This window comes from Hoeflea marina, from assembly GCF_003182275.1.
GTDB classification, from domain to species: domain Bacteria; phylum Pseudomonadota; class Alphaproteobacteria; order Rhizobiales; family Rhizobiaceae; genus Hoeflea; species Hoeflea marina.
Genome location: NZ_QGTR01000007.1, coordinates 46,758 through 59,247 on the forward strand (window position 1 = coordinate 46,758; position 12,490 = coordinate 59,247).

At 66.8% G+C, this 12,490-nt stretch carries 12 protein-coding genes; 10 read left to right on the forward strand and 2 right to left on the reverse strand.

Annotation, left to right across the window (positions count from 1 at the left end; all coding sequences use genetic code 11):
* The first annotated feature begins 14 nt into the window (after window positions 1–14).
* The 7 genes from dhaL to DFR52_RS21910 all read left to right on the forward strand — a co-directional run bounded on the left by dhaL (window position 15) and on the right by DFR52_RS21910 (window position 5,258).
* On the forward strand, window positions 15–626 hold the full coding sequence (gene dhaL / locus DFR52_RS21880; protein WP_110034203.1) for a dihydroxyacetone kinase subunit DhaL: 612 nt from the start codon (window positions 15–17) through the stop codon (window positions 624–626).
* Between the two features lie 13 nt (window positions 627–639).
* Window positions 640–1,026: a dihydroxyacetone kinase phosphoryl donor subunit DhaM gene (gene dhaM / locus DFR52_RS21885; RefSeq protein ID WP_110034204.1), complete on the forward strand. Its 387-nt coding sequence runs from the start codon at window positions 640–642 to the stop codon at window positions 1,024–1,026.
* A 22-nt stretch (window positions 1,027–1,048) separates the two neighbouring features.
* Window positions 1,049–1,357 (forward strand): HPr family phosphocarrier protein, encoded by a 309-nt coding sequence (locus DFR52_RS21890; RefSeq protein ID WP_110034206.1) that lies wholly within the window; start codon window positions 1,049–1,051, stop codon window positions 1,355–1,357.
* A complete protein-coding gene (locus tag DFR52_RS21895; RefSeq protein WP_110034208.1) occupies window positions 1,335–2,957 on the forward strand; it encodes a putative PEP-binding protein in 1,623 nt (540 codons plus the stop codon). The genes DFR52_RS21890 and DFR52_RS21895 overlap by 23 nt, the downstream gene beginning before the upstream one ends.
* A 2-nt stretch (window positions 2,958–2,959) precedes the next feature.
* Window positions 2,960–3,373 carry a hypothetical protein gene (locus DFR52_RS21900; protein WP_110034210.1) on the forward strand — a complete coding sequence of 138 codons (414 nt, stop codon included), beginning with the start codon at window positions 2,960–2,962 and terminating at the stop codon, window positions 3,371–3,373.
* A 28-nt stretch (window positions 3,374–3,401) separates the two neighbouring features.
* A complete protein-coding gene (gene dhaK, locus DFR52_RS21905; protein WP_110034211.1) occupies window positions 3,402–4,403 on the forward strand; it encodes a dihydroxyacetone kinase subunit DhaK in 1,002 nt (333 codons plus the stop codon).
* A 150-nt stretch (window positions 4,404–4,553) separates the two neighbouring features.
* Window positions 4,554–5,258 carry a hypothetical protein gene (locus DFR52_RS21910; protein WP_110034213.1) on the forward strand — a complete coding sequence of 235 codons (705 nt, stop codon included), beginning with the start codon at window positions 4,554–4,556 and terminating at the stop codon, window positions 5,256–5,258.
* 83 nt (window positions 5,259–5,341) lie between these two features.
* Here DFR52_RS21910 and lysS read toward each other — a convergent pair whose 3' ends face one another.
* Both lysS and gltX read right to left on the reverse strand, forming a co-directional pair.
* Window positions 5,342–6,835 carry a lysine--tRNA ligase gene (gene lysS / locus DFR52_RS21915; RefSeq protein WP_110034214.1) on the reverse strand — a complete coding sequence of 498 codons (1,494 nt, stop codon included), beginning with the start codon at window positions 6,833–6,835 and terminating at the stop codon, window positions 5,342–5,344.
* Between the two features lie 17 nt (window positions 6,836–6,852).
* Complete coding sequence (gene gltX, locus DFR52_RS21920; RefSeq protein ID WP_110034216.1) at window positions 6,853–8,307, reverse strand: glutamate--tRNA ligase; 1,455 nt, start codon at window positions 8,305–8,307, stop codon at window positions 6,853–6,855.
* 306 nt (window positions 8,308–8,613) lie between these two features.
* On the opposite strand from gltX, the gene DFR52_RS21925 reads away from it, so the two are divergent.
* From DFR52_RS21925 to xylA, 3 genes are read left to right on the forward strand one after another with little or no spacing between them, the layout of a single operon-like run.
* Window positions 8,614–9,636, forward strand: a complete 1,023-nt coding sequence (locus DFR52_RS21925) for a LacI family DNA-binding transcriptional regulator (RefSeq protein ID WP_110034218.1) — start codon at window positions 8,614–8,616, stop codon at window positions 9,634–9,636.
* A 56-nt stretch (window positions 9,637–9,692) separates the two neighbouring features.
* Window positions 9,693–11,147 carry a xylulokinase gene (gene xylB, locus DFR52_RS21930; protein ID WP_110034219.1) on the forward strand — a complete coding sequence of 485 codons (1,455 nt, stop codon included), beginning with the start codon at window positions 9,693–9,695 and terminating at the stop codon, window positions 11,145–11,147.
* Window positions 11,144–12,454, forward strand: coding sequence for a xylose isomerase (gene xylA, locus DFR52_RS21935; protein ID WP_110034220.1), 1,311 nt, complete (start codon window positions 11,144–11,146; stop codon window positions 12,452–12,454). The genes xylB and xylA overlap by 4 nt, the downstream gene beginning before the upstream one ends.
* Window positions 12,455–12,490: the final 36 nt, after the last annotated feature.

A 12,490-nucleotide genomic window follows, 5' to 3' on the forward strand; every position in this document is an offset into this window, starting at 1 on the left:
GTCGGGAGGACGCGATGACACGGCTGTCGAGCGATGATTTCCGGGCTCTCGTCACCGCCATGGCGAGCGCGGTTGCGGACAATGCCGAACGGCTGACAGAGCTGGACCGGGCCATCGGCGACGGCGATCACGGTGCCAACATGCAGCGCGGCTTCGACGCGGTGGCGGCAGATCTCGACACACTGGCAGCCAAGCCATTGCCCGAAGCCCTCAAGGCGGCCGGCATGAAGCTGGTGATGACCGTGGGCGGGGCGTCCGGGCCGCTTGTCGGCACCTTCTTCATGACGCTCGGCAAGGAACTGCCCGAGGAGTTCGACCGGGCGGGCTTCACTGAAGCCTTTTCGAAGGCGGTGGCGGCGGTAGCCGCGCGCGGAAAGTCGCATCAGGGCCAGAAGACGCTGCTCGACGTGCTCTTCCCGATGCAGGCGGCGCTCGAGGACGGCAAGTCCGTCGGCGAGATCGCAACCATTGCGGGGCAGGCTGCGGAGGCGACGATACCGATTCTGGCCACGCGCGGCCGGGCCTCCTTCCTGGGCGAGCGGTCTATCGGCCATATGGATCCCGGGGCGGCCTCGGTGGCGCTGCTGGCCTCGGTGGCAGCGAGCATGCTGGAACAACAGCCATGAAGGAGAGTTGCGCATGAATGTCGGCATTGTCATTGTTTCGCATTCGCCGCTGGTGGCCGAGGGTGCTGCGCAGATGGTGCGCCAGATGGTCGGAGACGAGGTGCCGCTCGCCTGGTGCGGCGGCGACCCCTCGGGCGGGCTCGGCACCAGCGTCGAGGCGATCACCAATGCCATCGAGTCCGTCTGGTCGGAGGCCGGCGTCGCCGTGCTGGTTGATCTCGGCGGTGCGGAAACCAATTCGGAAATGGCGATCGAGTTCATCGGCGAGCCGCGGGCATCGCGGATCGTCATCTGCAACGCACCGATCGTGGAAGGCGCCATCATGGCGGCGACCGAGGCCTCCGGTGGCGCTGCGCTCAGCAGCGTGGTAGCCACGGCGGAGGAACTGTCTCCGCTATGAGCAGGACGAAAGGACCATATTCATGACCGGCTTTGCGACCGCGGAAGTCATCATCAGCAACGATGTCGGGTTGCATGCACGGCCGTCGGTCAAGTTCACCAAGCTTGCCAAGCTCTATCCCTGCTCGGTCGAGATCGCCCTGAGCTCGGAGGGGCCGTGGCTCAATGCCAAGAGCATCGTCAAGGTCATGGGCGCCAAGGCGCCGAAGGGCACGCGCATCCTGCTGCGGGCTTCGGGCGACCAGTCCGGCGAGGCGGTTGCCGCGCTGCGCGCGCTGGTCGAGCGGCATTTCGATGAAGGCCAGGGCGATGCCGGACCTGATCAGGCTTAGCGGCAGGACCGCCAGTCCCGGATTTGCGGCGGGGCCGATCCACATCGTCGGTGAAGCGCGCACGTCCTATCGGCCGCTGGGTTCGGCCGAGGCAGAAGAGGCGGCCCTGCGCCAGGCGGTCGCGGCTGCCGCCGAAGCGACCGCGGACAGCATGAGGGGGCTCGACGAGGAGGCCGCCTCCATCATCGAGTTCCAGCTGGCGATGCTCGAGGACGACACATTCGTCGACGCCAGCCTGGCGCGGATCCAGAGCGGCGTGACGGCATTCAATGCCTGGGCCAAAGTGCTTGATCTCGAGGTCGAGGACTACCGCGCGTCGGATGACCCGTATTTCCAGGCCAGGTCGGCCGATCTCGCCGACATCCGCGACCGGGTGCTCGATATCCTCACCGGCGCGGTGCAGCAGCCGGTGCCGCCCGGCGCCATCCAGGTGGCGACCGACATGTCGCCCAGCCATTTCCTGGCGCAGGACTGGGACAAGGGCGGAGGGCTGGCGCTGAGGGCGGGCAGCGTCAGCAGCCATGTGTCGATGCTGGCGCGGTCGCGCGGCATACCGGCACTGGTCGGCATCGGATTCGGAGCCGTGCCCGACCTGGCGGCGGCGCTGCTGGATGCGGAAAGCGGCGTGCTGCTGATCCATCCCGACGAGATCAGCCGGACGCAGTTTGACGAGACCCGGGGTGCAAGCCGCGCGGCCGCGACCGCCGCCGGCAGAGATGTGGACCGCCCGGCGTCCACCGCCGACGGCGAGGCCGTGGCGGTGATGGTCAACATCGCCCAGCCCGGCGATGTCGGCCGCATTCCGATCGGCCACTGCGACGGGGTCGGGCTGATGCGGACCGAATTCCTGTTCGGCGGCACCCACGGACTGCCCGACGAGGCCACGCAACTCGATGCCTATCTCAAGGTGCTGGTATGGGCGGCCGGCAAGCCGGTCACCATCCGCAGCATCGACGCCGGCGGCGACAAGCCGGTGGAGGGCCTGACCATCGCCGAGGACAATCCGTTCCTGGGCATGCGGGGCATCCGGCTGTCGCTGGCCAAGCCGGAGATCTTCCGGGTGCAGATCAGGGCGCTGCTGCGCGCCGCGCCGCGGGGCGCGCTCAAGGTCATGCTGCCGATGGTTTCGGTGCCCGGCGAGATCGACAGCGCCCTGGCGCTGTTTGCCGAGGAGGCCGAGGGACTGGCGGGACGCGGCATCGCCCATGCCATGCCGGAGATCGGCATCATGGTCGAAGTGCCGTCGGTCGCGGTGACACCCGAGCGCTTTTTCCGGGCGGCGTTCCTCTCCATTGGCTCGAATGACCTGACCCAGTATGTGCTGGCTGCCTCGCGCGACAATGCGGCCCTGGGCGCGCTGTCCAGCGCGGCCGATCCGGCGGTTCTCAGACTGATCGGCACTGTCGCGGCCCATGGTGCGGCGGCCGGAATCGAGGTCAGCCTTTGCGGCGACGCGGCAAGCGATCCGAAGCTGGTTCCGCTGCTGCTCGCCGCCGGGCTGCGGCGGCTGTCGGTCGCCCCGGCCCAGCTGGCGGCGGTGAAGGCCGCGGTCCGCGCCTGGTCGAGGACGAGCGCGGTGGTCACCGAGGGGGAAAGCTAGTCATGGCCAGCCCGACCGGCGAAGAGACGATCCGCGCCTACAAGCTCATCCTGGCGCGGGTGGTGGACAAGCGGCCCTCGGGCACGCGGCAGCGGCTGGCCGACGCACTGGGCAAGCACCGCAGCTTCGTCACCCAGATCACGTCGGCCGCCTATGCCACGCCGCTGCCGGCGCCGCATCTGCCGATCGTGTTCTCGGTCTGCCATTTCAGCCCGGCCGAGCAGCAGGAATTCCTCGCCGCCTATCGCCTCGCCCATCCCGGGCGGCTGGCGAAGCCGGTCACGGGCAAGCGCCTGCGGCATCTGTCGATCATGGTGCCGGACATGGGCGACGAGGAGAAGAACCGGATGTTCGACCAGGCCATCGTCGAGTTCGCGCACAAGATCAGCCTGATCACCGGCGAAACCGAGAATTGAAGCGTCCGCAGGGGCGAGGGGGGACGAGATGAAGAAACTGATGAATGGCGCCGACACGATCCTGTCTGAAAGCCTTGCGGGGTTCACGCAGGCCCATGCGGATATCGTCACACTCGACGGCTCGGGCAAGTTCGTCCGCCGGCGCGAGCTCAGGCCCGGCAAGGTGGCGCTGGTCTCCGGCGGCGGTTCGGGTCACGAGCCGCTGCATGCGGGCTTCGTCGGCATCGGCATGCTCGACGCCGCCTGTCCCGGGCAGGTCTTCACGTCGCCGACGCCCGACCAGATGGTGGAGGCGGCGCAGGCCGTCGATACCGGCGCGGGCGTGCTCTTCATCGTCAAGAACTACGAGGGCGACGTGATGAATTTCGACATGGCCGCCGAGATGATGGCGGACATGACCGGCGCCCAGGTGCAGCAACTGATCACCAACGACGACATCGCGGTGGAGGATTCCCTGTTCACCACCGGTCGGCGCGGAGTGGCCGGGACGCTGGTGGTCGAGAAGATCGTCGGCGCCGCCGCCGAGCAGGGCATGGATCTGGCCGGGCTCAAGGCGCTGGGCGAACGCGTCAACCGCGCCTGCCGGTCCTTCGGCGTGGCCCTGTCCAGTTGCACCGTTCCCGCGGCCGGCAAGCCGACCTTCGACATCGGCGAGGGGGAGATGGAGTTCGGGGTCGGCATTCATGGCGAGCCCGGACGGCGGCGGGCGCCACTGGCAACAGCCGACGCGATTGCCGCGGAGATGTGCGAGGGCATCGTCAAGGACCTCGGCCAGGTGGCGGGCCGCAATGCGCTGCTGTTCGTCAACGGCTTCGGCGGCACGCCGCTGATGGAGCTCTATCTGATGCATCACAGCGCCCGCCGGCTGTTCGAGGGGCACGGGGTGCAGATCGCCCGCTCGCTCACCGGGTCCTATGTCACGGCGCTCGACATGGCCGGCTGCTCGATCACCCTGGCGCTGCTCGACGACGATCTGCTCGCGCTCTGGGATGCGCCGGTGCGGACAGCGGCATTGCGCTGGGGCGTTTGAAGCGGTTCGGCCGACGTGTCCGGAGGCGTGCGGGCTGGTCTGCGCGCCGCGCATATGAGAGCTCGCTGATGCCGGCGCGGCCGCTTAACACTTGTGAAAGGCTGAGCCCTTAGACTTTGACGCTCGTAGTGCGTAAGGGTTTTTTGGGTCATGGCCGCTGCCAAGCGCCGACTGTTCAGCGCGTTTCATCTGTCGCGCAAGCTGGCCGTCCTGGCCGGAGGCTTCCTGGTCATCCTGGGCGCTTCGGGGACGGCTGCGGTGATGTTCGCCGCGCCGGGCGGCCTGATCCCGGGTCTCGGCGAGCCCGCCGGCGGCCACTGCGACACCATCTATCACGCAGCCTTCAAGCGCGCCGGCGAGGTGCGGCTGTTTTCGGTCATCCGCACCGATGACCAGGATCCGGCGATGCGCGTCCGGACCGGCCTGCGGCTTGCCCGGGTGCTGACGGAGTCCCGCCATGCGGATCTGGTCACGGTGCTGGTCACCGATGTCCACGGCCCGCAGCAGCGAACGGACCTGCGCGGTCCGGCCGTCGGCGTCGAAGTCGTCCATGCCCCGGATCTCAACCGCACCCGCGCCACCACCCGGTCCTGGGAGGTGCGCTACATCGACACCCAGCCGACGTCCGCCGGCCTGTATTTCGGCGACAGGATCGACATGAGCGTGACCGACATCGAGAAGTCGATGGCCTCGATCGACAAGATCGAGGGCTGCGATGGCGATCTCGCCAAGGCCGAGGCGGAAGCCGCAACGGCGGCCAAGGCCGGTGGTCATGGAAAACCGGCGGCCGGCCACGACAAGCCCGCCGAGCACGCAGCCGCCCCGGACGCGCACGCCAAACCTGCCGCACACTGATCTGGGCGACGGTCCGCCGTCCGGTCGATGCCGCCGGAGCCTGAGCCAGCCGCTCGGGCCGGCGATGCCGGGCGCGAAAGTCGTTACTCGGCGCGGTTCTTCTGGGCCGGAAACAGGATGACGTCCCGGATCGACGGCGAATTGGTCAGCAGCATGATCAGCCGGTCGACGCCGATGCCGAGCCCGCCGGCGGGCGGCATGCCCTGATCGATGGCGGAGAGGAATTCCTCGTCAAGCTGCTTGTCCTTCTCGCCGCGGGCATGGGACTGCTCGAGCTGCTCGACCATGCGCTTGCGCTGCTCCTCCGGATCGTTGAGCTCCGAGAAGGCGTTGCCCAGTTCCCAGGCGTTGCAGTAGGTCTCGAACCGCTCGACCAGCCGCGGTTCGCCGGGAACCTCCTTGGCAAACGGCGAGATGTCCTTCGGAAAATGCGTGACATGGGCAGGCTGGATCAGTGTCGCCTCGACCTTCTCCTCGAAGATGAAGGCCAGGCACTCGCCCCAGGTCCAGTCCTTCTCGACCTCGAAACCGGCAGCCTTTGCCGCCGCGCGGGCCTCCTCGTCGGTCTTCATGGCGAGGAAGTCGATTCCGGTGACCTCCTTGACGGCGTCGGGCATCGGCACCCGCCGGAACGGGCCCTTGAAGGACATCTCGGTCTCGCCGAAGGGGAACTCCGTCTTGCCGTGAATGGCGATGGCCAGCCGCTCGAACAGCCGTTCGACGAGGTCCATGATGTCCTCGTAGTCGGCATAGGCCCAGTAGCACTCCATCATGGTGAATTCCGGATTGTGCCGGGTGGAAACGCCTTCGTTGCGGAAATTGCGGTTGATCTCGAAGACCTTGTCGCTCAGGCCGGAAACCAGCGTGCGCTTCAGGAACAGTTCCGGCGCGATGCGCAGATACATGTCCAGCTTGAGGGTGTTGTGGTGGGTCTTGAACGGCTCGGCGGTGGCGCCGCCATACACCGAATGCAGCATCGGGGTCTCGACTTCCATGAAGCCGTCGTCCTCCATGAAGCGGCGGATACCGGAAACGATCCTCGAGCGCTGCTGGAAGCGCAGCTTGGAATCCTCATTGGTCATGATGTCCAGATGGCGCTTGCGGTAGCGCATCTCGATGTCGGTCAGCCCGTGCCACTTTTCGGGCATCGGCAGCAACGCCTTGGTCAGCATGGTGATATCATGGGCATTGATGGTCAGTTCGCCGCGCTTGGTGCGCCGGACCATGCCGGTCACGCCGATGATGTCGCCGAGATCGATGAGCGGCAGCAGCGAGCGCGCCTCTTCAGGCGTCGTGTCCTTGTGCGAGAAGATCTGGATCTTGCCCGAGGCGTCGTGGATGTCCATGAACATGCCGGAGTTGCGCGACGAATGCACGCGGCCCGCCACGGTGACGATGTCTCCGGATTCCGTGTCCAGCTCGAGGTCGGCATATTTGTCCGCCAGCTCGACATTGGTCATCGAGCGGTGAAAATGCGCCGGGTAGACGGTGTCGAGCTTCTCGCGCAGAAGCGCCAGCTTCTGGGCGCGCACCTCGGTGACATCGGAAGACAGGGCGGCGGTGGTCGTGTCGGTCATCTCGTGTCTCTCTTCAGTCAGGCGGGCTCGACCATCGAAGCGACCACTGCGGCCGCCACCTTGAGGCGCTGGCGGACGACCGAACGGCCGAGCAGTGCCATGGAATCAAACACCGGCAGCGAGCGGGAACTGCCGGAAACGGCGACGAACAGCGGCGGCGTGACGACCCGCAGCTTCTTGCCCATCCGTTCGGACATCGCGCGCAGTTCCTCCTCGATGGTGGCGACGTTCCATTCCAGGATCTTTTCCAGATCGGTCTGGACGGTGGTGAGGATCTCCAGCGTTTCCGCCGGCGAGGTCTTCAGCCTGGCAAAGGAGTCCGGAGTCAGTCCGACGTCGCTGGCCAGCATGAAGCCCGCCAGTTGCGGCAATTCGCCCAGCTTCGAGATGCGGCTCTGCGCCAGCTTGAGGCCCTCGGTCAGGCGGCCGTTCTCCGACGCCCAGTCGAGCACGCGGGCGATGAACTCCTCCGGCGTCAGTTTCTCGCGCAGCCAGCGGCCGTTGAGCCAGTCAAGCTTCTGCACATCGAAGATGGCGCCGGCCTTGGACAGGTTGTCGGGGTCGAACTTGCCGGTGAGCTCGTCCATCGACATCAGCTCCTCGCCCTCGCCGATCTGCACGAAGAACAGGCCGAGGAAGTTCATCAGCGCTTCCGGCATGTAGCCGAGCGCCGAATAATACGAGATCGATGTCGGGTTCTTGCGCTTGGAGAGCTTCGACTTGTCGGCATTGCGCATCAGCGACAGGTGCATGAAAACCGGCGGCTCGAGGTCGAGATACTGGTAGAGCAGGATGTGCTTGGGCACAGAGGACAGCCATTCCTCGCCGCGCGCCACGTGGGTAATCTTCATCATGTGATCGTCGACCACATTGGCCATGTGGTAGGTCGGCATGCCGTCCGCCTTGAGCAGCACCTGCATGTCGACGGCGTCCCACGGAATCTCGACTTCGCCGTAGACGCCGTCGGTGAACTTGCACACGCCCTCGGTCGGGATCTTCATGCGCACCACATTCGGCTCGCCGGCGGCAAGCCGGGTGCCGACCTCCTCGGCCGACAGACCAAGGCAGTGACCATCGTATTTCGGTGGCTTTCCGCTGGCGCGCTGCGCCTCGCGCATGGCCGTCAGCCGCTCGGGCGTGCAGAAGCAGTGGAAGCCGTGGCCGCCGGCGACGATCCTGTCGACATATGGACGGTAGATATCCTTGCGCTCGCTCTGGCGATAGGGGCCATAGGGGCCGCCGACATCAGGGCCTTCCGACCAGGTCAGGCCGCACCACTTCAGCGCGTCGAGCACCTTCTGTTCGAATTCGGGGGTCGAACGCTGTGCGTCCGTGTCCTCGATGCGGAGAATGAACTCGCCGCCCATCTTCTTGGCGAAGAGATAATTGAAAAGGGCGATGTAGGCCGTGCCCACATGCGGTTCGCCGGTCGGAGACGGTGCAATCCGCACCCGCGTCGCAGTGTTTGCCATGATGATCGTCGCTCGATTGTCAGTCCGGTCGCAGCAGATGCATGCGCGGGCGTTTCGCCGCGCCGGTCACACGGCCCCGTCAACACCCGGAGGCCGCCCCGGCATGGGCCGCGTTAGGCCATATTGCATCGGCGCCGTCAAGTATCGCCGCCGTTGCGGGTTGACGGCCCGGTCGCTGATGGCGGAATTCCGGTCGCCGATGAGGCGCGCGAACAAAATGATTTACGTACCTCAGGAACTCGGCTAAACAGCCGACCGGATGAGGCTGCGGGGCCTCAAGGAGGCGGCGTGTCCGGGGAGGACTGCATGCGACCCACTGTGCACGACATCGCCACCATCGCGGGCGTCAGCCTGGCCACCGTCGACCGTGTGCTCAACGGCCGCCCCGGGGTGCGCCGGCAGACCATCGCCAAGGTCGAGACGGCGGTGCAGTCACTGGGTTATGTCCGCGACGTGACGGCCGCCAACCTGGCCCGGAGACGCGTCTATCCGCTGGTCTTCATCCTTCCCGAAGGTCCCAACAGCTTCATGCGCAATCTGGAGCGCGAGGTTCACGCAGCCAGCGAGCGGTCGTCGGATGAGCGGACCTCCATCCGCCTGGTCACCGTGCCGGCCTTCGACGCCAAGGCGATGGCGGCGGCATTGGACAGGCTTTCCGCCGACGAGGTGGCCGGGGTGGCGCTGGTGGCGACCGACACCACCAGCGTCGTGGCATCCGTCGACCGGCTGGTCTCCGACGGCGTGCCGGTGGTCACGCTGGTCTCCGATCTGCCCGGCTCGCGCCGCTCGCATTTCTGCGGCATCGACAATGTGGCGGCCGGGCGCACCGCCGCCGGCCTGATCGGCCGCTTTGCCTCCCGGCCCTCCGGAAAGGTGCTGGTGGTCGCGGGCTCGATGCGGCTGTCGGACCACACGGGTCGGGCCAGCGGCTTTGCCGAGGTGATGGCACGCGAGTTTCCGCAGCTTTCGATCATGGGACCTGTGGAGGGCCGCGACGATTCCAACATGGTGCGCAAGGTCGTCAGCGTGGCGCTCGACGCCCATCCGGAGATCACGGCCATCTACAATCTGGGCGCCGGAAATCGCGGCCTGGTGGAGGCGCTGAGCGGCCATCGCGGCGCGAGACCCGCCGTGGTCGCGCATGAGGTCACCGAGCACTCGCGCCGGGCACTGGCCGACGGCCTGATCGACGCGGTCATCAACCAGGATTGCGGCCACGAGGTGCGCAGCGCGATCCGGGTGCTGAAGGCGCGCGCCGACGGGCTCGACCCGGTCGCTGCCCAGGAGCGCATCCGCATCGACATATTCCTGCGCGACAATCTTCCCTGACGGGCATGTCGCGCCGGCCCGACACCCGACCTCACTGCATCACAAGGAAGCCCCACATGTATCTCGGACTGGATCTCGGAACCTCCTCGGTCAAGGCGATGCTCATCGACGACCGGCAGCGGGTGATCGGCACGGCCAGCGGCGCACTGACGGTGGAACGGCCGCATCCGGGATGGTCGGAGCAGGATCCGGCAAGCTGGATCGAGGCAACCCGATCGGCTCTCGGCCAGTTGCGCCGAAACCATGCCGACGCGCTGAGCGCGGTGCGCGGCATCGGATTGTCCGGCCACATGCACGGCGCCACCGCCATCGACGCATCCGGCGCGGTGCTGCGCCCCTGCATCCTGTGGAACGACACCCGCAGCCATGCCGAGGCAGCAGAACTCGACGCCAATCCGATCTTCCGGGCGCTCACCGGCAACATCGTCTTCCCCGGTTTCACGGCCCCGAAGCTGAAATGGATGCAGAGCCACGAGCCGGAGCTGTTCTCGCGCGTCGCCACGGTGCTGTTGCCGAAGGACTATCTGCGGCTGTGGCTGACCGGCGAGAAGATCTCCGAGATGTCGGATGCGGCGGGCACCTCCTGGCTCGACACCGGCCGGCGTGCCTGGAACAGCGATCTGCTGGCCGCCACCGGACTGACGATGAGCCAGATGCCGTCGCTGGTGGAAGGAACCGAGCGGGCCGGTGCGCTGCGCCGCGAGGCTGCGGCTGAGCTTGGCCTGCCCGCCGGCATTCCGGTTGCGGGCGGGGCCGGCGACAATGCGGCCTCGGCCTGCGGCATGGGCACCGTGGCCGACGGCCATGCCTTTGCCTCGCTCGGCACCTCCGGGGTGCTGTTTGCGGCCAATGGCAGCTATCTGCCGAACCCCGCCAGCGCCGTGCATGCCTTCTGCCACGCCCTGCCGGGCACATGGCACCAGATGGGCGTGATCCTGTCGGCAACGGATTCGCTCAACTGGCTTTCGGGCGTGACCGGCACAGATCCGTCGGTGCTGACCGGAGAACTGGGCGAGACGCTGCAGGCGCCGGGATCCGTCACCTTCCTGCCCTACCTCTCGGGCGAGCGGACGCCGCACAACGATGCCCGCATTCGCGGCTCCTTCACCGGTCTCGGGCACGAATCGGACCGGCCGGCGCTGACCCGCGCCGTGGTCGAGGGCGTGGCCTTCGCCTTCCGCGACAGCCTCGAGGCGCTGCGCCAGGCCGGCACCACGCTCGAGCGGGTCACGGCCATCGGCGGCGGATCGCGGTCGCGCTACTGGCTGGAGGTGCTGGCCACGGTGCTCGACCTGCCGGTCGACATCCCCGCCGACGGCGACTTCGGCGCCGCCTACGGCGCGGCCCGGCTGGGCCTGATCGCCACCGAAAACGCCGATCCGCTGGCCGTCTGCACGCAGCCGGAGACGGCCGGCACCATTCTTCCCGATCGCGACCACGCGGCATCCTTCGATGCGGCCTATCAGCGTTATCGCGCCCTCTATCCCGCCATCAAAGGAGCAACAGCATGAGCACGGGTTTTTTCGGCAATCTGACCTCAATCCCGTTCGAGGGCCCCGACAGCAGGAACCCGCTGGCGTTCCGCCACTACAATCCCGAGGAGATGGTGATGGGCAAGCGGATGGAGGACCATCTGCGCTTCGCCGTCGCCTATTGGCACTCCTTCACCTGGCCGGGCGGCGACCCGTTCGGCGGCCAGACCTTCGAGCGGCCCTGGTTCGGTGACACGATGGACAAGGCGCGGCTCAAGGCCGACGTCGCCTTCGAGATGTTCAGCCTGCTCAAGGCGCCGTATTTCTGCTTCCACGATCTCGATGTCCGGCCGGAAGGCGATACCTTCGCCGAGAGCAGAAAGAACCTCGAGACCATCGCCGACCATTTCGAGACACGGATGGCCGAAACTGGCGTCAAGCTGCTCTGGGGCACGGCGAACCTGTTCTCGCACCGCCGCTTCATGGCGGGAGCCTCGACCAATCCGGATCCGGACGTGTTCGCCTATTCGGCGGCAACCGTGAAGGCCTGCATGGACGTGACCAAGCGGCTCAAGGGCGAGAACTACGTGCTCTGGGGCGGCCGCGAGGGCTACGAGACGCTGCTCAACACCGATATGGGCCGCGAACTCGACCAGATGGGCCGGTTTCTCAATCTCGTCGTCGAGTACAAGCACAAGATCGGCTTCACCGGCACAATCCTGATCGAGCCGAAGCCGCAGGAGCCGACCAAGCACCAGTACGACTATGACGTTGCCACGGTCTATGGCTTCCTCAAGCGCTACGGGCTTGAGAACGAGGTCCGGGTCAACATCGAGCAGGGCCATGCCATCCTCGCCGGCCATTCCTTCGAGCATGAACTGGCGACCGCGCGCGCGCTCGGCATCTTCGGTTCCATCGACATGAACCGCAACGACTACCAGTCCGGCTGGGACACCGACCAGTTCCCCAACAATGTGCCGGAAATGGCGCTGGCCTACTACCAGGTGCTGCTGGCGGGTGGCTTCACCACCGGCGGCACCAATTTCGACGCCAAGCTCAGGCGCCAGTCGCTGGATGCGGAAGACCTGCTGATCGCCCATATCGGCGGCATGGACTGCTGCGCCCGCGGCCTCAAGGCAGCCGCAGCGATGGTCGAGGACAAGGCGCTGTCGGGTCCGCTCGATCAGCGCTACGCCGGCTGGGACAAGCCGCAGGCGCAGGCGATGCTGAAGGGACCGGAAACGCTGGATTCGATTGCGGCCCGCGTCGAGGCCGACGGCATCGATCCGCAGCCGCGTTCGGGCAGGCAGGAATATCTCGAAAACATCGTCAACCGCTACGTCTGACGATCCCCTCTCCGGCGGCGGCAGATGTCGCCGCCG

What these genes read in the sequence shown, in the direction of transcription:
- xylB (WP_110034219.1), top strand. Translation starts at nt 9,693, where the DNA reads ATGTATCTCGGACTGGATCTCGGAACCTCCTCGGTCAAGGCGATGCTC.
- xylA (WP_110034220.1), top strand. Translation starts at nt 11,144, where the DNA reads ATGAGCACGGGTTTTTTCGGCAATCTGACCTCAATCCCGTTCGAGGGC.
- DFR52_RS21910 (WP_110034213.1), top strand. Translation starts at nt 4,554, where the DNA reads ATGGCCGCTGCCAAGCGCCGACTGTTCAGCGCGTTTCATCTGTCGCGC.
- lysS (WP_110034214.1), bottom strand. Translation starts at nt 6,835, where the DNA reads ATGACCGACACGACCACCGCCGCCCTGTCTTCCGATGTCACCGAGGTG.
- gltX (WP_110034216.1), bottom strand. Translation starts at nt 8,307, where the DNA reads ATGGCAAACACTGCGACGCGGGTGCGGATTGCACCGTCTCCGACCGGC.
- DFR52_RS21890 (WP_110034206.1), top strand. Translation starts at nt 1,049, where the DNA reads ATGACCGGCTTTGCGACCGCGGAAGTCATCATCAGCAACGATGTCGGG.
- dhaL (WP_110034203.1), top strand. Translation starts at nt 15, where the DNA reads ATGACACGGCTGTCGAGCGATGATTTCCGGGCTCTCGTCACCGCCATG.
- DFR52_RS21895 (WP_110034208.1), top strand. Translation starts at nt 1,335, where the DNA reads ATGCCGGACCTGATCAGGCTTAGCGGCAGGACCGCCAGTCCCGGATTT.
- dhaK (WP_110034211.1), top strand. Translation starts at nt 3,402, where the DNA reads ATGAAGAAACTGATGAATGGCGCCGACACGATCCTGTCTGAAAGCCTT.
- dhaM (WP_110034204.1), top strand. Translation starts at nt 640, where the DNA reads ATGAATGTCGGCATTGTCATTGTTTCGCATTCGCCGCTGGTGGCCGAG.
- DFR52_RS21925 (WP_110034218.1), top strand. Translation starts at nt 8,614, where the DNA reads ATGCGACCCACTGTGCACGACATCGCCACCATCGCGGGCGTCAGCCTG.
- DFR52_RS21900 (WP_110034210.1), top strand. Translation starts at nt 2,960, where the DNA reads ATGGCCAGCCCGACCGGCGAAGAGACGATCCGCGCCTACAAGCTCATC.